Origin of the sequence: Streptomyces sp. A 4/2 (assembly GCF_940670765.1) — a bacterium.
GTDB lineage: Bacteria > Actinomycetota > Actinomycetes > Streptomycetales > Streptomycetaceae > Streptomyces.
In genome coordinates, this window is the sequence record NZ_CALNVW010000019.1 from 263,657 (window position 1) to 283,644 (window position 19,988).

20 protein-coding genes are annotated in these 19,988 nt (G+C 69.9%); 6 read left to right on the forward strand and 14 right to left on the reverse strand.

Annotation, left to right across the window (positions count from 1 at the left end; genetic code table 11):
- Positions 1 to 38: 38 nt before the first annotated feature.
- The 4 genes from NBY69_RS13865 to NBY69_RS13880 all read right to left on the reverse strand — a co-directional run bounded on the left by NBY69_RS13865 (position 39) and on the right by NBY69_RS13880 (position 3,214).
- Complete coding sequence (locus tag NBY69_RS13865; protein WP_308409478.1) at positions 39 to 1,241, reverse strand: protein-L-isoaspartate(D-aspartate) O-methyltransferase; 1,203 nt, start codon at positions 1,239 to 1,241, stop codon at positions 39 to 41.
- A complete protein-coding gene (locus tag NBY69_RS13870; RefSeq protein ID WP_308409479.1) occupies positions 1,160 to 1,984 on the reverse strand; it encodes a radical SAM/SPASM domain-containing protein in 825 nt (274 codons plus the stop codon). Before NBY69_RS13870 ends, NBY69_RS13865 begins: the two co-directional genes overlap by 82 nt.
- Before the next feature lie 347 nt (positions 1,985 to 2,331).
- Positions 2,332 to 2,895, reverse strand: a complete 564-nt coding sequence (locus NBY69_RS13875; protein WP_250301147.1) for a hypothetical protein — start codon at positions 2,893 to 2,895, stop codon at positions 2,332 to 2,334.
- Complete coding sequence (locus tag NBY69_RS13880; protein ID WP_250301148.1) at positions 2,888 to 3,214, reverse strand: DUF6415 family natural product biosynthesis protein; 327 nt, start codon at positions 3,212 to 3,214, stop codon at positions 2,888 to 2,890. Before NBY69_RS13880 ends, NBY69_RS13875 begins: the two co-directional genes overlap by 8 nt.
- A 243-nt stretch (positions 3,215 to 3,457) precedes the next feature.
- On the opposite strand from NBY69_RS13880, the gene NBY69_RS13885 reads away from it, so the two are divergent.
- Complete coding sequence (locus NBY69_RS13885) at positions 3,458 to 4,906, forward strand: hypothetical protein (RefSeq protein WP_250301150.1); 1,449 nt, start codon at positions 3,458 to 3,460, stop codon at positions 4,904 to 4,906.
- Positions 4,907 to 4,949: 43 nt separating this feature from the next.
- Positions 4,950 to 5,408: a hypothetical protein gene (locus NBY69_RS13890; protein ID WP_250301152.1), complete on the forward strand. Its 459-nt coding sequence runs from the start codon at positions 4,950 to 4,952 to the stop codon at positions 5,406 to 5,408.
- 89 nt (positions 5,409 to 5,497) lie between these two features.
- On the opposite strand, the gene serC is transcribed toward NBY69_RS13890, so the two are convergent.
- The 7 genes from serC to NBY69_RS13925 form a co-directional block, all read right to left on the reverse strand.
- Entirely contained in the window at positions 5,498 to 6,616 is a 1,119-nt protein-coding gene (gene serC / locus NBY69_RS13895; protein WP_250301153.1) for a phosphoserine transaminase, read from the reverse strand.
- A 123-nt stretch (positions 6,617 to 6,739) separates the two neighbouring features.
- Positions 6,740 to 7,981, reverse strand: coding sequence for a cytochrome P450 (locus NBY69_RS13900; protein WP_250301155.1), 1,242 nt, complete (start codon positions 7,979 to 7,981; stop codon positions 6,740 to 6,742).
- Between the two features lie 49 nt (positions 7,982 to 8,030).
- A complete protein-coding gene (locus tag NBY69_RS13905) occupies positions 8,031 to 9,245 on the reverse strand; it encodes a cytochrome P450 (protein WP_250301156.1) in 1,215 nt (404 codons plus the stop codon).
- The gene (locus tag NBY69_RS13910) at positions 9,242 to 9,955 is read right to left on the reverse strand and encodes an ATP/GTP-binding protein (RefSeq protein ID WP_250301157.1); all 714 of its coding nucleotides are present in this window, start codon (positions 9,953 to 9,955) and stop codon (positions 9,242 to 9,244) included. The genes NBY69_RS13905 and NBY69_RS13910 overlap by 4 nt, the downstream gene beginning before the upstream one ends.
- Positions 9,936 to 10,310 carry a DUF742 domain-containing protein gene (locus tag NBY69_RS13915; RefSeq protein WP_250301158.1) on the reverse strand — a complete coding sequence of 125 codons (375 nt, stop codon included), beginning with the start codon at positions 10,308 to 10,310 and terminating at the stop codon, positions 9,936 to 9,938. Before NBY69_RS13915 ends, NBY69_RS13910 begins: the two co-directional genes overlap by 20 nt.
- Positions 10,307 to 10,708, reverse strand: a complete 402-nt coding sequence (locus tag NBY69_RS13920; RefSeq protein ID WP_250301159.1) for a roadblock/LC7 domain-containing protein — start codon at positions 10,706 to 10,708, stop codon at positions 10,307 to 10,309. The genes NBY69_RS13915 and NBY69_RS13920 overlap by 4 nt, the downstream gene beginning before the upstream one ends.
- Positions 10,705 to 12,273 (reverse strand): sensor histidine kinase, encoded by a 1,569-nt coding sequence (locus NBY69_RS13925; protein ID WP_250301161.1) that lies wholly within the window; start codon positions 12,271 to 12,273, stop codon positions 10,705 to 10,707. Before NBY69_RS13925 ends, NBY69_RS13920 begins: the two co-directional genes overlap by 4 nt.
- Before the next feature lie 218 nt (positions 12,274 to 12,491).
- Here NBY69_RS13925 and NBY69_RS13930 point away from each other — a divergent pair, with 218 nt between their 5' ends.
- Positions 12,492 to 15,338 (forward strand): FAD-binding and (Fe-S)-binding domain-containing protein, encoded by a 2,847-nt coding sequence (locus NBY69_RS13930; protein WP_250301162.1) that lies wholly within the window; start codon positions 12,492 to 12,494, stop codon positions 15,336 to 15,338.
- Positions 15,339 to 15,702: 364 nt separating this feature from the next.
- A complete protein-coding gene (locus NBY69_RS13935; protein WP_250301163.1) occupies positions 15,703 to 16,638 on the forward strand; it encodes a DMT family transporter in 936 nt (311 codons plus the stop codon).
- A 215-nt stretch (positions 16,639 to 16,853) separates the two neighbouring features.
- On the opposite strand, the gene NBY69_RS37340 is transcribed toward NBY69_RS13935, so the two are convergent.
- From NBY69_RS37340 to NBY69_RS13945, 3 genes are all read right to left on the reverse strand, one after another.
- Positions 16,854 to 16,976, reverse strand: coding sequence for a hypothetical protein (locus NBY69_RS37340; protein ID WP_284348051.1), 123 nt, complete (start codon positions 16,974 to 16,976; stop codon positions 16,854 to 16,856).
- A complete protein-coding gene (locus tag NBY69_RS13940) occupies positions 16,973 to 17,326 on the reverse strand; it encodes a DUF6247 family protein (protein ID WP_250301164.1) in 354 nt (117 codons plus the stop codon). Before NBY69_RS13940 ends, NBY69_RS37340 begins: the two co-directional genes overlap by 4 nt.
- A 90-nt stretch (positions 17,327 to 17,416) precedes the next feature.
- Positions 17,417 to 17,974: an SDR family oxidoreductase gene (locus NBY69_RS13945; protein ID WP_250301165.1), complete on the reverse strand. Its 558-nt coding sequence runs from the start codon at positions 17,972 to 17,974 to the stop codon at positions 17,417 to 17,419.
- Between NBY69_RS13945 and NBY69_RS13950 the strand changes: the two genes are divergently transcribed.
- The gene (locus tag NBY69_RS13950) at positions 17,964 to 18,299 is read left to right on the forward strand and encodes a MarR family transcriptional regulator (protein WP_308409480.1); all 336 of its coding nucleotides are present in this window, start codon (positions 17,964 to 17,966) and stop codon (positions 18,297 to 18,299) included. The two genes, NBY69_RS13945 and NBY69_RS13950, sit on opposite strands and share 11 nt — an antisense overlap.
- A gap of 261 nt (positions 18,300 to 18,560) precedes the next feature.
- Positions 18,561 to 19,667 carry a glycosyltransferase gene (locus tag NBY69_RS13955; RefSeq protein WP_250301166.1) on the forward strand — a complete coding sequence of 369 codons (1,107 nt, stop codon included), beginning with the start codon at positions 18,561 to 18,563 and terminating at the stop codon, positions 19,665 to 19,667.
- Positions 19,668 to 19,988: the final 321 nt, after the last annotated feature.

The window sequence follows — 19,988 nt, forward strand, 5'->3', positions numbered from 1 at the left end:
TACGGGAGACGCGCTGACCGCAGGGTGCCGCGTTCTGATCAGAGGGTGGCGCGCCAGGCCCCTCGGGCGAGCCGTGTCCGCCCGTCGGGGGTGATCAGGACGTGGGCACCGCGTGCAGGAAGCTCGCCGTGCTGAAGCCAGTAGGAGCGGATCTTGTCGAGGACGTCCCAGAGGTGGCGGGAACCGCTCTGGTGAATGACCGGGGTACCGCCGTCACGGCTGGTGGCACGAGCCCACGAACCGTCCGGGTGAGCGAGCCAGGCCGTACACCGCTCCCCGTCTTCCTCGTATCCGTGGACGACACCGGGCACCTCGATCCCCAGCATCGACGACAGGTCCCACGCCTGTTCCACATCCACCACCGGATACCGGCCCGCGGTGACGAACTCTCCTTCCTGCGTGCGGGCTGCGTCGCCGAGGCCAACCGGCAGGGCGTGGTAGTCGGCACTGTGCCGGGCGTCCATGAAACCCGCCCGGTCCCATTCGACCCGCCCCCTGGCGGTGCCATCGGCCTGTTTCTCCGCAGTGACGATGAGCGTCGTACCGGCGATGGTCGTCACCAGTCGTCCGCCCGGCTTGAGCGCTGTCAGCCAGCTCGTGGGTACGGGCCGGACGCCCACGGTGGCCACGATCCGGTCGTAGGCGTCCGGCAGTTCGCTGCTCGCGTCCAGGGCGTGCAGCCGGGGGTGCAGTCCAACCTCGGCGAGACGCTGCCCAGCTGCCTCGGTGAGGTAGGCGTCCACGTCGATGCTGCTGACCCGGCGTTCTCCCAGGCGCATACAGGCGAGGGCAGTGCCGTATCCCGAGCCGGTGCCGACATCCAGGAGAGTGTCGTCGTCGCCGAACCGGGCGTGCTGGAACATGCGCACCAGTAGCGACGGGAGCGTTGCTGAGGAAGTCGGTCGGCCCACGGGCCGGTCGCCGGGCTGCGCGTGGTCCGCGTGAGCGGTTCCGACGCGGGTGACGAGTGACGTGTCCGTGTACGCGGCGGCCCGCCACCCCTCCTCGGTGTCAGCCCCTGCGCGTAACGACCAACCATCCTCTCCCGCCCACCAGTTCGGAACGAAAAGATGCCGTGGGAGCGCCGCGACAGGTGTCCGCCAGCGTGACCCGGCGTGGGTGACGCTGTCCGCCAGGACTGCGGCAAGGGGTTTCCAGTTCACCGGTGCTTCTCCTGGAACTTCGGGTTGCAAGCAGGGGTGTTGGCGGGACTGCAATCGCCGCCGTCGTTGGGCGGGCACGCGTGGGTAGCCGCTTTGGGCACGGCGGACCGCGCTTCGGCCCACCGGGGGCCGGCCAGGACCTCACGCAGACGTGTCGTGCGTACGTTCCCCGTGGGCAGGTGCCGGGACAGGATGCAGCCGTACACATCACCGTCCGGGGACACTGCGACGCGCTCGTGGAAGCACCGCCCGCACAGCTCACTCACGTGGGGAATGGTGGCGGAATCCGATGCCGCGCGTCCAACTGCGCGTACCCGGTCCACTCGGATGTTCTGCACGCCGAGCGCCCGTAGTTGGGCTTCGGCTTCGGCGACGCGCTGCCCGTCACCGAGGTCGACCAGGCCGACACGCAGCGGGATGCCCCGGCGCAGTACCTCGGTGATGTTGGCCAGGGTGCGGGCATGGCTGCCCCTGCCTCCGGTGATCGTGTCGTGCTGCTCCGGGTCGTCGCTGTAGTAGCTGGTCGCGACACGAACACCGGCCTGGTCCAAGGCAGTCCACAGAGAGGGACGGACATGCGCGAGGTTCGAGTAGACCTCGACGACCAGACCATGCCCGAGCGCGCGGTCGACGAGGGAGACCAAGGACGGGGAGAGAGTCGGCTCACCGCCGATGAACTGGACGGCGGGGATACCGGCAGCGGCGATGTCGTCCACGACGTCAAGCCAGTCGGCGCGAGTCATCGTGCCGTGGCCGGCCTTCGGTCCGGACAAGTGCAGCAGTGCGAGCATTCCAACTGGCAGCGGCCTGTCAGCTCGCACTCGACGGAAAGAATTCCGTCAGCGGGAGAAGTGTTCAATCCCGGACTGTCGATGGTGATGGTCATGCCGAGCCTTTCGATGTGAGACCGGTGGGGTGCGAAGAAGCTCTTCGCTTTTCCTCCTTGGCGGTGTCTCTTCCTGATGCGTTGCGGTGGGAGAGCCGCCCCGGCCGGGTCTTACGGGACTCCGGCCGGGGCGGGTGTTGTCGGGTGCGACCCTTGAACCCGATTCGGTCGCCATGGGGTGTGGTGCTGGGTTATACGGCCAGGTCGTGTACGCGGCACATGAGGAGCGGGACAGCCAGGAGGCAGGAGAGCACTGTCAGGGCGGCGAGGCGGTTCTTCGGCTCACGCATCGCTACTCCGGATGAGCTGGTGATCGCAGGGGCAGGGCCGGGGCGCACTCGGGCGCATCCGTCTGCCCTGCAACTCCGTACTGCTGACGCCTGTGCACCCGTCATGGCTCGTCTCGAAGAGCCGGGCGTGCATGCACGGTTCGCATGCCAGTAGGGTTCGCGGGCCGAGCACCGCGTCCAACTCCTCCTCAAGTACGGCCTTCAGCAGGTCCGCGTCGGTGAGGTAGCGCAGCGGCTCAAGCGGGACCTTCCACCACAGGCCCGGCCCCTCGGTACGTTCCACCGAAGGTACGAACACGTACGAGGCGGTACCCAGGACCGTCACGGACGACCCTGCCTGGTGCTGCCATGTATCGGCCGTGCGGGGCTTGATGAGCCAGTACAGCTTCTGTGCGTAGCCGTCCTGGATCACCGCGCCGCAGTTCTCGCCGAGTTGGTCGACGACGGTGGCTCCGATGCTGCACGGGGCACGGACGGCGTCCCAGGAGCGTCCGGCGGCCACCAGCTCGCCCACGGTTCCCTGCGGAGGCTTCCACGGTGCGACGCAGTCACTCACCGCACGCCTCCAGGTTCTCCAGGTGCGTGCACAGGGCCAGCACCGACCGGGACAGGCGCTGGGCCTCCGCGAGCAGCACGGGTGCGCGGTGCCCGGTGGTGTGGTTCAGGCGGCGACGGGCCTCACCGATTCCGGCCTGCGCGGCGGCCCGCCATACGTCGTCCACGGGACGTCCGGCGGCCAGTGCGCGGACCTCGGGGATGAGCAGGGCGAGGAATCCGCGCAGCATCATGACCAGGGTGAGGAGATCATCCGTCGAGGGCGCCTCTTCCAGGGCGAGAAGCCGATCCGCTACGGCCCGCATCGTTTCGAGATCCACGGGCCTGGGATCCTCTGCCTCTGACCACTGTGAGCCGGTGGCGACTGGCCCCTCGATGGTTTGTTGCGTGTCGGTAGTCGTTTGCACGGTGCCTCCGGTCGTCGGCGTCTTCCCTTCGGGTATCCAGATTCGGTCTGGGGGATCAATATGCCTATGACCAGCGGGTGTTACCGACTCGGCAATGCACTCGTTTCTCTATCGATACGCTATCCATCCCCCATAAGATCGCCTCGGAGTCGACCTATGGACGTCATCTCGCCTGGCCCGCTTGCTCTGGAAGTCCTTGAACGTGAGGAAGTCGGGCGAGCTCTCGCAGAGCACGACTTCGCCACGGCGTTCGCCCTGTTCAAAAAGTGGGGCGGACTGTCGCAGAACAAGATCGCGTCGGCGTGTCAGCTCACGCCCGGCAAGGTCTCGAACATCATTAGCGGGCAGCAACAGGTCACTGCATTCACGGTGATTTGTCGTATCTCCGACGGGCTTTGTATCCCCGGCCCCATGCTCGGTCTCGCTCGTCGGCCGTGGGAGGCGAAACCCGACGAGCAACAGCAGGCCGTAGAGCCGGAGAGACGTACGCCGACAGGAGAGACCCCGTGGAACCCCGACCGCACGGTTGAGCTTGCGGCAGACGTGACCAGGAGTGATCTCGTGATGGATCGGCGCGCGGCAACTCGCGCACTTGCAGGGGCAGCCGTGACCGGATCCGGGCTGCTCAACTCGCTCGAAGGCTGGATGCAGCCAGCTGCAGCTGTCGTACCACGATTGCGCCGAGGTCGACTTGGCGAGAATGACATAGAGCAACTGGAACGCACCACGCGTCATTTCCGGTCATGGGACCACCAGTACGGCGGAGGATTGCGACGCAAAGCAGTGGTTGGACAGCTGAATGAAGTTGCGTCGAATCTCGAAGAGCAGCAGCGGCCGGATGTCGAACGCCGCCTCTATCGGGTGATGGCGCAGCTTTCGGGAACTGCCGCGACGATGGCTTGGGACTTGGGGCAGCAGCGGCAGGCACAGCAGTACTACGTGCTTGCCTTGCGGTCTGCGCACGCTGGCGGCGACACCGTATTCGGGGCGAATGTGCTTGCCGGCATGGCACGGCAGATGTTGTATCGCGATCGGCCGCAGGATGCCCTCGATCTTGTGCGACTTGCGCAGGACGGGGCACGACATGAGCTTGGTCCGCGGGTACGTGCCATGCTCCATACCCGCGAGGCATGGTGCTACGCGGCGCAGGGGCGCCCTGGAGCATTCCATCGGGCAACGGGACAGGCTGTCGATGCACTCGCTGACGCTGACGACGGTGAAGAGCCCTACTGGATCCACTACTTCGATCGTGCAGAGCTCGCGGGTGTGACGGGCGGAAGGCTGCTCGACATGGCACGCACGGACCCCCGGGCACATGCGGAGACAGCTGCCGCAGAGATCAGGCAGGCGCTCGCTGCACGTGGTGTCGAGGCCAGCCGGTCACACGCGCTCGACTGGATCGGGCTTGCTGAGTGCTCGTTTCTCGCAGGGGATGTGTCAGATGCGGCTGACTACACGTACCGCGCTGTCGAGGCAGCCTCGCTCACCCGTTCCGGTCGGGTGCGTAGAAAACTCGGCTCGCTCTATCCCTATACCGTGGGCCGTAGTTCGTCGCCGTCGGTGCGAGGGGCGCGCGATAGTATCCGCGATCTGCTGGCGAGCTGATCGGAGAGTGCACGTGACAACCACCCTTGCCGTCACTGGGCATATGGACATCACAGCCGAAAGTGTCCCGCTCGTGCGTAACGCGCTTCGTGAGGTGCTGGAGTCGCATGCTGACCGGCTGGTCGGGGTGTCGTGCATCGCTGCCGGAGCCGACAGCTTGTTCGCCGAGATGGTGATCGAGGTCGGCGGTCGGCTCGTGGCGGTGATTCCGTCGAGGAACTACCGGGCGACCAAGGTGCACGGCGAGCACGCCCAGGTATTCGATCGTCTGGTCGGGGCTGCCGCCGAAGTCGTTGTGCTGCCCTACGACACTGCGGACCGGAAGGCGTACGAGGCTGCGAACTCCGTCCTTCTGGAGCGCGCCGATCGGCTCGTCGCCGTGTGGGACGGAATGCCCCCGTCGGGCAAGGGCGGAGGCACCGCCGACACGGTGCTCGAAGCGCGCAAGGCCGGACTCGCCGTCGATGTGGTCTGGCCCACGGGTGCCGCACGGCGAGGCTGAGGTTCCCCACCGCACGCGAAGTAGCCCCCTACCGCGCGAGGTAGGGGGCTACTTGGGAGGACAGGGTGTCGGCGAGAGGCCCCGAGGCCTCAGAGCTGCCCGATCACGTAGTCGATGCAGGCCGTCAGCGCCAGGACGTCCGTCGGGTCGATCGCCGGGAACATCGCTACCCGGAGCTGGTTGCGGCCCAGCTTGCGGTACGGCTCGGTGTCCACGATGCCGTTGGCGCGCAGCGCCTTGGCGACCGCCGTGGCGTCGATCTCGTCCGCGAAGTCGATCGTGCCGATGACCTGCGAGCGCTTCGCCGGGTCCGTCACGAACGGGGTCGCGTACTTCGAGTCCTCGGCCCAGCCGTACAGGTGGCCGGACGAGGCGGCCGTGCGGCCGGTGGTGAAGTCCAGGCCGCCCTGGGTGTTCATCCAGGTCAGCTGCTCGTTCAGCAGGAACAGCGTGGCGAGGGCCGGGGTGTTGTACGTCTGGTTCTTGAGGGAGTTGTCGATCGCCGTCGGCAGGCTGAAGAACTCCGGGATGTGCCGTCCCGAGGCGTGGACGCGCGCCGCGCGCTCCAGGGCTGCCGGGGAGAACACGCCGATCCACAGGCCGCCGTCGGAGGCGAAGGACTTCTGCGGGGCGAAGTAGTAGACGTCCGTCTCGGTGATGTCGACCGGCAGGCCGCCCGCGCCCGAGGTGGCGTCCACCAGGACGAGAGCGCCTTCGTCGGCGCCCGCGACCCGCTTGACGGGGGCCGCGACGCCCGTCGACGTCTCGTTGTGCGTGAGCGCGTAGACGTCCACGCCCGCCTCGGCCTTCGGGTCCGGGTGGGTGCCCGGGTCGGAGGCGATCACGGTCGGGTCGGCCAGCCACGGGGCGAGCTTCGACGCCTTCGCGAACTTGGACGAGAACTCACCGAAGTTGAGGTGCTGCGACTTGGACTCGATGAGTCCGTGCGTCGCGACGTCCCAGAAGGCGGTGGAGCCGCCGTTGCCCAGGATCACCTCGTAGCCCTCGGGGAGCTGGAAGAGGTCGCGTACGCCTTGCCGTACCGCACCGACCAGGTTCTTCACCGGGGCCTGGCGGTGGGACGTACCCATGAGAGAAGTGCCGGTCGCGGCGAGGGCGTCCAGCGCCTCCGTGCGCACCTTGGAGGGGCCCGCGCCGAAACGGCCGTCGGCGGGCTTGATGTCAGCGGGAATCCGGATCTCAGCCACGAGCCGGAGCGTAGCCGGTTCCGGGCGGTAACGGACAGCAGGTCCGCCCGGTGAGACGGACGGACCTGCTGGCCGAACGGGTGTACGGGCAGAGGCCCCTGGGGGGACCTGCCCGGCAGCCGCTCAGCCGCCGAGCTTCACCGGCAGTTCGTACAGGTCGTTCTGGGTGACGACCGGCTTGTTGCGCAGTTCCGTCGCGGGAACCGCCAGCCGCAGTTCGGGGAAGCGGTCGAACAGTGCGGGCAGCGCGACACCGGCCTCCAGGCGGGACAGCGCGGCGCCGGGGCAGACGTGCGGGCCGTGGCCGAAGGAGATGTGCCGGTTGGGGGTGCGGGTGACGTCGAAGTCACCGGCCGTCGGTCCGTGCGCCTCCTCGTCGCGGCCGATCGCGCCGAACGAGACGATCAGGCCCTCGCCCTTGGGCAGGACCGCGTCGCCGACCTCGATGTCCTCGGCGGCGAAACGGATCAGGACGTGCGAGGTCGGGGTGGACCAGCGCAGCGTCTCCTCGATGACGTTCTCCCACGGCACCTCGCCGCCGAGCACCAGCTTGCGCTGCTCGGGGTGGGCCTGCAGGGCGACCACCGCGTTCACGATCAGGCTGATCGTCGTCTCGTGCCCGGCCGCGATCATCAGCTGGAGGGTGTTGGTGATCTCCTCCGTGGTGAGCTGGTCACCGTCCTCCGAGGCCGCGATCAGCGCACTGGTCAGGTCGTCGCCCGGGTTCTCCCGCTTCGAATCGACGATCTTGGCGAAGAGCGTGCCGAGGTCCGCCATCATCTGCGGGACCTCCTCCGGCGGCGTCTGCGTCGAGAAGAACTTCTCGAAGAGGGTCTTCAGCCGCGGGTGGTCCGCCGCGTCCACGCCCATCAGTTCGCTGACCACGTTCATCGGCAGCGGGTACGCGAACTCCGCCTTCAGGTCGACGGTCTCGCCGGCGGGGATCTCGGCCAGCCGGTCCAGCATGCCGGTGGTGAGCTTCTCGATGCCCGCGCGCAGCCGCTCCACCCGGCGTACGGTCAGCGCCTGCGCGACCAGCGTACGGAGCCTGCGGTGCTCGCTGCCGTCGACCGTCAGCATCGAACGGCCCGGGTTGGCCAGCCCGATCAGCGGCCAGTCCAGCGGGATCTCGCCGCGCTGCCAGGCACCCCACACGTTGATGTCCTTCACCAGCCGGGCATCGGTGAGGAGTTGCCTGGCCTCCGCGTGACGCGTCACCGCGTAACAGGCCACCCCGCCGGGCAGCACGACCCTGGCGAGCGGGCCCGCCGCGCGCAGGGCGGCGCTCTCCCCGTCCAGGTCCTGGACGAACGGGTCCAGGGCGATGCTCTCGGTGGGTGTTCCGTGGTCGACCGGGCAGGTCATCTGTGGCTCCTGGGTCTTTCGTTGGGGCCGGGCCGGGACGGTCTTCGCGTCACAGCGCCGGTACCGGGGTGAAGGTGACGGGCAGGGTGGACAGACCGCGCAGCCACGGCGAGGGGCGCCGCGTGAGGCTCTCCTCGGGTGCCGCGAGGTCGACGTCGGGGAGGCGGTCGAGGATGACCTCGATGCCCGTACGCGCGATGACCTCCGCGATCTCCTGGGCCGGGAACGGGCAGCGGTGCTCGCCGTGGCCGAAGGAGAAGAAGGCGTTGTTGCCCCCGGTGAGGGCCGAACCGTCGGTGCGTACCTGCGGATCGGCGTTGGCGGCGGCGATGCCGAGCAGCAGCATGTCGCCGGACTGGATGTGCCGACCGCCGAGCGTGGTGTCGCGGGAGGCCCAGCGGCCCGCGACGTTCTGGGTGGGGGTGTCCTCCCAGAGGACCTCGTTCATGGCCTCGGCGACGCTGTGCCGGCCGCCGGACAGCGACGCGGCGAACCGGTCGTCGGTCAGCATCAGCCGCAGCGAGTTGCCGATCCAGTCGGCGGTGGGCTGGTGGCCCGCGGCCATCATGACCATCAGGTCCTGGGCGATCTCCTCGGCGGTGAAGCCCGCGTTGTTGCCCAGCATGTGCGAGGCGACGTCCTCGGCGGGCTGCTCCTGCCGCGAGATGAGCAGGTTCACCATCGACTGCGCGAGGTGCTGCTGCCCGGCGAGGGCGTGCTCCCGGCCGTCGATCATGTCGTTCAACGCCTTGACCAGGGCCGGGCCCTCGTCGTCCGTGAAGCCGTAGATCCGGGCGAGCACCCGGACCGGCAGCATCATCGCGTACCGGCCGATGATCTCCGTCTCTCCGGCGCCGCAGAAGGAGTTGACCAGTTCGTCGGCGAACTGCTCGGAGATCCGGCGCAGTTCGAACGGGTCGACCGACTCCAGCGCGTCGCCGATCATCGCGGCGCGCTCGCGGTGCCGCTCGCCCACGGTGTAGAGGATCGACGGCTGCTTACGGCCGATCATCGGCAGCAGCGGCCAGTCGTCGGGGATGCGGTCCCACTGGCTCCACAGGTCGGAGTCCCGGCTGAAGAGCACCGGGTCGGCGGTGACCTGGTGCAGCTCGCGGTAGTCGAGCACCAGCCAGGCCGGTACGTCGCCGTCGAGGATCACCGGCGCGACCGGGCCGTGGTCGCGGCGCATCTCCCGGTAGAGCTGGGTGGGATCCGTCTGGAAACGCGGGCCGCTCAGCGGGGTGGGCGGGGTTTCGGTGGTCATGTGGTGCTCGGCTCCCGGGCGGAGGACGCGGCAGATGCGGAGGATGACGTGGCAGATGCGGAGGACGCGGCAGAGGAGGCGGACGCGTCGGACGTGGTGGCTGTGTCGGACGTGGCGGAAGCGGCGGACGCGGTGGACAGGGCGTGGAGGTGCTGGAGGAGCGTGATCAGTACGTACTTGCTCGACGTACGGTCCCGCGCGTCGCAGTCGATCAGCGGGATCTCCGGGGAGAGGTCCAGCGCCTCCCTGAGCTGCTCCAGGGAGTGCACCGGGCCGCCGAAGTCGTTGCAGGCGACGATGAACGGGGTGCCGTGGTGCTCCAGGCGGTCGATCGCGTACCAGGAGTCGGCGAGCCTGCGGGTGTCGACGAGGACGACCGCGCCGAGCGTGCCGGAGAACAGCCGGTCCCAGAGGAACCAGAAGCGCTCCTGGCCCGGTGCGCCGAAGAGGTACAGGATCGTGCGCTCGTCGATGGTGATGCGGCCGAAGTCGAAGGCGACGGTGGTGGAGGTCTTGGCCTGCACACCGCTGAGATCGTCGACGGCCGCCCCCGCCTGCGTCATCGTCTCCTCGGTGTTCAGCGGACGGATCTCGCTGACGGACCTGACCATGGTGGTCTTCCCTGCGCCGAACCCGCCGACGATGACGATCTTGAGACCGTTGTCGGCGGTGCCGGCCAGGGCGTTCGGGTTAGAGGTTGCGGAGTCCAACGAGCACCTGCTCCAGGATGTGAGGGTCGGGAAGGCTGTCGGCGCCGCGTGCCGTGCGCGGATGGCGGGCGCTGATCCGGCCGGTGTCGAGCAGGTCGCAGAGCAGGATCCGGGTGATGGACACGGGCAGCTTCAGCTCCGCCGCGATCTCGACGACGGCCGTGGGACGGCCGCACATCCGCAGGATCGAGACGTGCTCGGACTGCATGCCCGGCGTCGGGTCGCACTCGCTGACCACCAGGGTCACCAGGTCGAACACGGTGGCGTCCGACCTGGTGCGCCCGCCGGTGACGGTGTAGAGGCGGTCCGGGTCGTCGTCGCGTCCCGGCCTGGCCCTGCTCAACGGGGGGTTCATGCGCGGGGCTCCGCGCTGAGGTGTTCGCCCAGCTGCTCGACCAGCTCGCTCATGTTGTGCCCGATGAGGCCGACGTCGGCCGACTCGTCGGCGATCACCGAGAGATGCGCGCCGTCGCCCGCCTCCACGATGAACAGCACGCCGCCGTAGAACTCGGCCATCGCGGTGCGTACGCCGCCGCTGCCGTCGCCGAACTCCATGGAGGCGCCGTGCGACAGGCTCTGGATACCGGCCGAGATGGCGGCGAGCTGGTCGGCCTGGTCGACGGAGAGACCGGGCGTACGGCAGAGCTTGAGGCCGTCACGGGAGAGGACCAGGGCGTGCCGGGTGCCGGGAGTGCGCTCAAGGAGGCTCTCCAGCAGCCAGTTGAGCCGCTCGTCGGTGGTGGTCGTGCTCATGAGGTGCTGCCTTCCGGGTTCGGGGATTCGCCACGTACGGCCTGGCGGAAGGTGCTGAACCTGGCGGCGGATGTCGTGGGTGTGGTGGTGGTACGCGGCTGGGTGGAGCCGGGGATCTGGGTTCCTGCCGGGTGCGCCGCGGCCATGGTCCGGCCGCGCTGCCGCTTGGGGAGACCGCTCTCGCCCAACTCGGCGGTGGCGTGATCGGGTTCGGGCTCCGGGGTTCCGGCGGGCTTGGTGACCTCGGTGACGTCTGCGGCGTCTGAGGCTTCTGCGGTGTCTGCGGCTTCTGCGGCTTCTGCAGAGGTGGCGGACGCCGTGGTTCCGGCGGCCGTGTCCGTGCCCCGTACCGGCAGGGGCTCCGCCTCCGTACGGGACCGGGTCTCCGGAGCTGCCGTGGCGGCAGGCGCGGGAGCTGGTGCCGCCGCGCCCGGCGCCGTACCCCGGGACTGGCGGGAGATCAGTTCCTGCGGGAGCAGCACCAGGACGCCGGTGCCGCCGCGCGCGGACGGGCGGAAGGACACGGTCAGCCCGTGCTTGCGGGCCAGCCGCCCCACCACGGCGAGGCCGAGGCGGGTGCCGGAGAGCCCGGCGAGGTCGGTCTGCTGGGTGGTCTCCGCGGTCACGGCCCGCTCGGCGCGGCGCAGCTGGACGTCGCTCATGACCAGGCCGCTGTCCTCGATGGTGAGGATCACCCCGGCCGGTACCTCCTCGACGTACACGTGCACTTCGGCCGTGGGCGGCGAGAAGTTCGCCGCGTTGTCGAGGAGTTCGGCGAGCGCGTGCATGACGCCCTCGGCCGCGTGGCCCGCGATGGAGACCTCACTGGTCGAGTGCAGCCGTACGCGCTGGTACCCGGCGATCCGGCCCATCGCGCCGCGCAGGATCGACTCCATGACGATGGGCTTGGCCCAGCGGCGCCCGGAACGGGCCCCGGTCAGTACGGCGATGGAGTCGGCGAGCCGTCCCGCCTGGGCGGTGCGGTGGTCGAGGTGCAGCAGGTCGCCCAGTACGTCCTCGTCGGTGTGCCGGTGCTCCATCTCGCGCAGGTCGGCGAGCATGCCGGTGGCGAGGGCCTGCATGCGGCCCGCGGCGTTGGCGGCTGCCGACATGGCGGCGGCGCGGACCGATTCGGCGCGGGCGGTGCGGGCGGCCAGCTCGACGGTCTTCGCGTCGAACTGCGCGGTGAGCCCGGCGGCAGTGGCCTCGCGCTGGGCCGTGAGTTCGGCGACCTTCGCCCGGTGCTCGGCGGTGAGCTGCGCGGTCCGCTGCTCGAAGTCGGTGGCGAGCTGGGCGGCGCGCAGTCCGGACTGGGCGGACTCCTCGGTCAGTTGGCCGATACGCGCACCGAGCCTGCGCGAGGTGAGGGTGGCGAGCCGCACGGCGTGCACGGCGGTGGTGACGGCGGCGCTGAACAGCAGGGCGGCCACCGCCGAGCACCAGCCGAGAGGGGTACGTATCTGGTCCGGGGCGGCGGACACCGCCCAGACGCACAGCAGGCCCGAAATGATCACGGAGATCAGCAGAGCCAGCGCGGTCGGGCGGAGCGGGGGGCGCTCTGTCATCTGGCGGAGTCCTCATGGACGGATGGGGCAGAAGGGGGGAAGGTGAAAGCGGCAAGTAGTGGCAAGTGGTGCGGGCGTGACGGAATGGGATGAACGGGATGCATAGGTTGCCGGGCAACGCTTGTCAACTATAGGAGGGTTGGTGATTGGTTTGGGAAGTTCCTGGTGTGGAATTTGTTGACTCGGGTACGCATTTTGCGCAGGGGTGCGGAGAGACCATGAGCGGGCAGCCGGACAGAGGCGAGCTGGCGCACGCGTTGCGTCGCGCGGCACGCGGTGACGTCGAATTCGGGACCGCCGCACGGGCCCTGACGACCATGGACGCCTCCAACTACCGCCGGGTCCCGCTGGGCGTCGTCGCGCCCCGGGACGCCGAGGACGTGGCCGCGGTGCTCACCGTCTGCCGGCTGCACGGCGTACCCGTCGTCCCGCGCGGCGGCGGCACCTCGATCGCCGGACAGGCCACCGGCACCGGTGTCGTACTCGACTTCACCCGGCACATGCGGTCGATCCTCTCGGTGGACCCGGAGGCCAGGACCGCGGTCGTGCAGCCGGGCGTGGTCCTCGACGACCTCCGGGCGGCGGCGGGCGCGCACGGTCTGACCTTCGGCCCCGACCCGTCCACGCACAGCCGCTGCACGCTCGGCGGGATGATCGGCAACAACTCCTGCGGCGCGCACTCCGTGGCCTGGGGCACCACCGCCGACAACGTCCACCGGCTGACCACCACCGGGTTCTGGGGCGACACCCACCACCTCGCCCGGGGCTGGGCCGGAGCACCGGCCGGGCTGCGCGAACTGGTCGACGGCCACCTCGCGCTGCTGCGCACCGGCTACCCCACCGGGCTGCCGCGCCGTATCTCCGGATACGCCGTCGACGCCCTGCTCCCCGAGAACGGCACCGATCTGGCCCGCGCCTTCTGCGGCAGCGAGGGCACCCTCGGCGTGCTGACCGAGGCGACCGTACGGCTGGTCGAGGCGCCCCGCGCCCGCGCGCTCGCCGTACTCGGCTACGCCGACGAGGGCGACGCCGCCGACGCGGCGGCCGGACTCCTCCCGTACCGCCCGCTGACCGTCGAGGGCATGGCCGCCGACCTGGTGCGCGAGCCCGCCGGACTGCCGCGCGGCGGCGCCTGGCTCTTCGTGGAGACCGGCGGCGACAGCCCGGCCGAGGCCCGCGCGCAGGCGGCCGAACTGGTACGGGCGGCGGGCGCCCTGGACGGACTGGTCGTCGACGACCCGGCCGAGCAGCGCGCCCTGTGGCGCATCCGCGAGGACGCCAGCGGCACCGCGACCCGGATGCGGGACGGCAGCGAGGCCTGGCCCGGCTGGGAGGACTGCGCGGTACCGCCCGCCCGGCTCGGCGCGTACCTGCGCGACTTCCGCGCCCTGCTCGGCGCCCACGGCCTGCACGGCACCCCGTACGGGCACTTCGGCGACGGCTGCATCCATGTCCGCATCGACTTCGACCTGTTGACCGCGGGCGGCGTCGCCCGCTTCCGTACCTTCTCCGAGGAACTGGCGGACCTGGTCGTCGCCCACGGCGGCTCCCTCTCCGGCGAACACGGCGACGGACAGGCCCGCGCCGAACTGCTCCCGAAGATGTACGGCGACGAACTGGTCGCCCTCTTCGGCCGGTTCAAGGACATCTGGGACCCGGACGGCCTGCTGAACCCGGGCATGCTCGCCCGCCCGCACCGCCTCGACGAGAACCTCCGCTTCGCGGTGCTGCCGCGCGAACCGGTGGACGTGGAGTTCGGCTACCCGCACGACAACGGCGACTTCTCCGCCGCCGTACGCCGCTGCGTGGGCGTCGCCAAGTGCCGTACAGAGGGGACGTCCGGCGCCGATGTCATGTGCCCGTCGTTCCGCGCGACCGGCGACGAACAGCACTCCACGCGCGGGCGCGCCCGGCTGCTGCACGAAATGCTCGCGGGCGAGATCGTCACCGACGGCTGGCGCTCGACGGAGGTGCGCGACGCCCTCGACCTCTGCCTCTCCTGCAAGGGCTGCCGCAGCGACTGCCCGGTCGGCGTCGACATGGCCACGTACAAGGCGGAATTCCTGCACCACCACTACGCGGGCCGGATCCGCCCCGCCGCCCACTACTCGATGGGCCGGCTGCCACGCTGGCTGCGCGCCGCCGCCCCGTACGCCCGCACGGTCAACGCCCTGGCCCGGGTCCGGCCGCTGGCGGCGCTCGCCAAACGGCTCGGCGGGATCGCCCCCGAACGGGACATTCCGGAGCTCGCCCCGCAGACCTTCCGCCGCTGGTTCGGCACCCGGGCACAGCCGCCCGCGCAGGTCGTCCTGTGGCCCGACACGTTCACCGACCACCTCTCGCCCTCGGTGGGCCGGGCGGCGGTCCGCGTCCTGGAATCGGCCGGGCTCGGCATCGCGCTGCCGCCGGAGGGCGTGTGCTGCGGCCTGACCTACGTCTCGACGGGCCAGCTCGACCGCGCCCGTACGGTCCTGCGCCGCACCCTCGACCGGGTGGAGCCGCTGCTCGACGCGGGCCTGCCGGTCGTCGTACTGGAACCGAGCTGCGCCGCCGCGCTCCGGACCGACCTCCCGGAACTGCTGGCCGACGACCCGCGCGCGGCGCGGCTGGCGGACGCGGTACGGACCTTCGCGCAGGCGCTGGAGGAGTACGCACCACAGTGGCAGCCGCCACGGCTCGACCGCCCGGTGGCGGGCCAGACCCACTGCCACCAGCACGCGGTCCTCGGCGACGCGGCGGAACGGCGCCTGCGCGCGAAGGCGGGCCTGACGGGCGAGCTGAGCGGGGGGTGCTGCGGGCTGGCGGGGAACTTCGGGTTCGAGCGGGGGCGGGGGCGGGGGGACGGGGCGGATTCGGGCTCGGGTCCGGGGATGGGGCACTACGAGGTGTCGGTGGCCTGCGCGGAGGAACAGCTGCTGCCGTCGGTACGGGCGGCAGCGGAGGGGACGGAACTCCTGGCGGACGGCTTCTCGTGCCGTACCCAGCTGGCCCAGCTGGAGGGACGGACGGCACGGCACCTGGCGGAGGTACTGGCGGAGGGGCTGCCCGGTGATCCCCTCCGCTGATGTCGTGCGTCAGGCGCGGCCGAGATTACCTAAGGGCTGTCCCGTAATTCCTGGCGGGCGCACGACGACAGCTACGGCACCTCGCGGCGTTGTCGGAACGCCCGAATACATCCAGTATTCGGGCGCCCCTCCGCCTTGCGATGCACCGCATCTGACGCCGTGCGCTGATCCACCAGGAATTACGGGACAGCCCTTAGTGCGGTGTAGTGCGCAGTAGTGCGCACTCATGTGATGTGGGGGTGTGCGTGCGTCGACGCCCCGGCACGGACGGTTCGACGGGTCTGCTGGGCCGGGAGCCCGCCCCCTGTCCCGGCCAGTGGTCGGTAAGTGAGGGATCCGGCAAACGCCCCTTACTGTAGACAGCATGGATCCGATAGCCCCCGCCGACGCCAAGGCGCTCGATACCGCTCTGACCGCCTCAGCTGACACGGTCGCCGAGCAGCCTGCCGCCGAAGGGCTGCGCGGGAGGTTCGGGCCGCTGGGTCTGGTGCTGGCCGGGGGAATATCGGTGCAGTTCGGGGCGGCCATCGCCGTCTGGCTGATGCCGCGGGCCGGAGCGGTCGGCGTCGTCTCCCTGCGGCTGACCGTCTCCGCGATCGTGCTGCTCATCGCCTGCCGCCCCAAGGTGCGCGGGCTCTCGCGCGCCGACTGGGGCACGGTCCTCGTCTTCGGCATCGCGATGGCCGGCATGAACGGCCTCTTCTACCAGGCGGCGGACCGTATCCCGCTCGGCACGGCGGTGACCCTGGAGGTCCTGGGCCCGCTCGCCCTGTCGGTCGTGGCCTCGCGCCGGCTGGTGAACTTCCTCTGGGCCGGGCTGGCGCTCTGTGGGGTGGCGCTGCTCAGCGGCGGCGGCTTCGGCGGGCTGGACCCGGTGGGAGCGGCCTTCGCGCTCGGCGCGGGCGGGATGTGGGCCGCGTACATCATCTTCAGCGCCCGCACCGGCGCCCGCTTCCCGCGCGCGGACGGTCTGGCCCTGGCGATGACGGTCGGCGCGCTGCTGATCCTGCCGCTGGGCATCATCGACGCGGGCTCGAAACTGCTGGTGCCGAGCACGCTGGGGCTGGGGGCGGCGGTCGCGCTGCTGTCGTCCGTACTCCCGTACACGCTGGAACTGCTCGCACTGCGACGGCTGCCCGCGTCGACCTTCGCCGTACTGATGAGCCTGGAACCCGCGATCGCGGCGACTGCGGGCTTCTTCGTCCTGCACCAGGAGCTGTCCGCCGTCGACGCGCTGGCGATCGCGCTGGTGATCGTGGCGAGCATGGGCGCGGTACGGACGCAGATCTCCGGCAAGTAGACGCGCCCTTCGTCACCGGCGCACCGGCTGGTACGCGGCGCGGAGCCGACCGCCGCATACCGGTCAGCACCGCCGTTGGACGGGTCCTAGAAGATCGTGATCTGCCGGACGTAGAGCCGGTTGTGCCGCACGACCACCAGGTACTCGAACATGCCGCCCGTGATGTACGCCGTAGCACCCTTGGGGTTGTCTCCCTGGTACGTCGTGCCGTCGAGTTAGAGGGCCTCGGCGGCACGGACCAGTTCGTCCGCCCGCTCCCCGATGCGGGCCACGTCGGCGGGGTCCACACCGCCGACGAGGTACTCCTCGCTGGGGTCGTACTCCCAAGCCCAGGTCAAGAGTCCAGCTCCCCGTACACGGCGCGGAGGATGTCACCGGACTCCCGGACATGGCGGCGGGAGGTCTCGGGGTCGGCGGAGACCTGGGCGAGGTACTCGGCCCGGTGGAAACGCTGTGCGGTCGCGGGGTGCCGCTCGATCTCGATCACGACGGCCCAGCGCAACAGAAAGCCGCGCAGCGGGTCGATGCTGCTCTGTCGCACGGCCTCGGCGAGTGCCTTGTCCTTCTCCCGCTCCATCTCCGGCATCCGCGCGGGCGCAACGACGGCCAGTGCCTCCCGGAGTGCGTCGGGGGTGCGGTCCGGGCGGGGAATCAGTTCTCCGCCGGAATGTTCTGGCTGTGCGCTCACGGTGTCCTCCTCGGATGCCCAGCCAGCGTAGCTGTGACCGGAGTGCCTTGTGTGGGTTCCGGGCTTCGGCCGTTCTCGCGAGCGGTCCGGCTACCGCGTCGTGAAGGCGCCGCCGTTGACGTGGATGGTCTGGCCGGTGACGTGCCGGGCGCCGGGGGAGGCGAGGAAGTAGGCGGTCTCGGTGATGTCGTCCAGCGTGCCCGGCCGCTTGTCGTGGGTTTCCTGGACGAGCGCCTGGTGGCGTTCGTCGGTCATCTGCCCGCGGAAGAAGTTGGTGCCCGCGATGTAGCCGGCCGAGATGACGTTGCTGGTGATGCCGCGCGGGCCGAGCTCGGAGGAGAGCGAGGCGTTCCAGGCGGCGAGGGCGGCCTTGGACGCCCCGTAGGAGCCGCCTCGCCGTTCGGCTCCGATCGAGCCGATGCTGAGGATCGAGCTGCCAGGGGTGAGCTTGTCCTGGACCGAGGCGGTGGTCAGGACCGCGCCGAGGAGGTTCTGGGCCAGGTTGGCGTGCCACTGGGCGAGCAGCGATTCCAGCGGCGGGGCGTCGGTGGGTGCGTGGCGCCTGGCGAAGCTCTTCGCGGATGACCGCAACCGGGTCCTGCGCGCCGCCGGGATCGACGGGGCCACCCTCGACCTGTTGTCCGTCATCCGCCGTTCCGGGCCGCCGTACACCCTCAGCACCCGTCAGATCGCACAGCGGACGCTGGTGACCGCCGACGCCATCTCGCAGCGCGTCGCCCGAGCCGAGCGGAGCGGATTCGTACGGCGAGGACCGGGGGCTACCGGGCGCCGAACCGTCCTGGTGTCGTTGACGGCCGAAGGCCAGACGCTCATCGAGTCGTCCGTCGACGCGGTGCTCGGCCGCGAATCCACCCTCGTCGCAGGTCTGTCGAAGTCGGAACGAGCCGTACTCATAGGGCTGTTGGAGAAACTGATGACGGACGTCAGGGGTCGCACGGGCAGCGGGGGCTGAGCCGGTCCTCCGGAAACGGTATGCAGGTCAGGAACCAGGTGGGTGCGCCGACGTTCCGGCGTCGGCACACAACCGCTCACCGAGGACGTGGAAGCACCGCTCCTGAACCAATGCGGGCCGGTGACACCCGACGGCTTTGCTGCCACCCTGAAGGCATGAGCACGGGGAAGACCCAGCTGCTGAGCAGGAACCTGACTCCAGGAACCCGACACCGACCCCGGCCGAACCACCCATCCTGCAATCGAGATGCACGGAGGCACGGTGACCGGTCGAGTGATCTACGCGTCGTTCGAGTTCCAATTCCCGCTGGGCGGCATTCGCGTACTGAACCAACAGGTCAAGCTGCTGCGGTCCATCGGCGTCGAGGCGTACCGCTGGACGCCCACGCCGGGATTCCGCTACACGTGGTTCGACGACGACGTGCCGACGCTGTCCGGCATGACCCTGGATCTCGGGCCCGAGGACGTGCTCGTACTGCACGAGGTCAGCGTGGTCCCGAACCACGACCCGGCGCCCGGCGGCCACAAGGTCATCTACTCGCAGGGGCATTACGTCAACTTCCTGACCTGCCCTGGTCCCGGCCCCTATCCGGGCTGGTCGGAGCGCCCGGCCCTGTGGACGATCTCGCAGGCGGGCGCCGAAATGCTCCGCCGCGCCCTGCCTGAATTCGAACCGCACCTGGTGCCGAACATCATTGACACCGAGTTGTTCCGACCGGCATCGACCGGGCGGGTCAGGCGCATTGCGTGGATGTCCCGCAAGCGCCCGATCGAAAGCACGCTGCTTCGCCGCCTGATCCACGCCGATCCGCGGTCCAAGGACATCGATCTGTACGACATCCACGCGGTTCCCCACGAGGAAGTCGCTCGCGTGCTGTCGGACACGTCGGTGTTCATCGCGTTGGGAGCACCCGAGGGCGAGGGCTTCGGACTACCACCGGCCGAGGCGATGGCCAGCGGCTGCCTGGTGACCGGATATGCCGGTGGCGGCGGTGCGGAAGTGTTCGAGTCGCCGTCTGCGTGGCGAATTCCGGAACTCGAAACGGCGCAGCTGGCCGACAAGGCTCTTGAGCTGCTCGACCTGCCCGACCAGGACGAGGTGCGGCAGGCGGGCCGCCAGTGGATCGCCGACCGCTACACCACCGAGGCCGCCACCGCCGCACTGATCGAGGGCATCCGCAAAGCACGGGCCCTCCCCGGCGGCGCTGCTCCGGCCACCCATCCGGCTGCCTGGATGGAGGAGTTGCTGAGGCACTTCCCGGTGCCGCCGGAGAGGAACACCCGGGTGGAACCATCAGCCGCTTCTCCGAACGGCACTCGTGTCGGCCCGGCGGACGACCTTCCCGTTGAACTCGGCGAACCCGGGTGAGCGGTAGAAGCCAAGCGGAGTGGATTCGTACGGCGAGGACCGGGGCCGACCGGACGCCGAGGTCTGAGCAGGACACCCGGTGTCCGGGCTTCTTGCCCCGGCTCATGCCCGGACTTCGGATGTTGGACGACTACCGGGACATGAACCGCTGAGTGCAGTCGAGTCGGCTGCACCGACCGGCGGAGGTTCCTGCCAGCAGGCTGGCCGGCATCGCCGTACCGCTCTTCGGCGGGCGCGACGCCGCACGGCAAAAACAATGCAAGCACGCTTGATTGTTTTTCGGCGCACTGCCATGCTCCGGGGCACGAAGCCGTGTCCCGG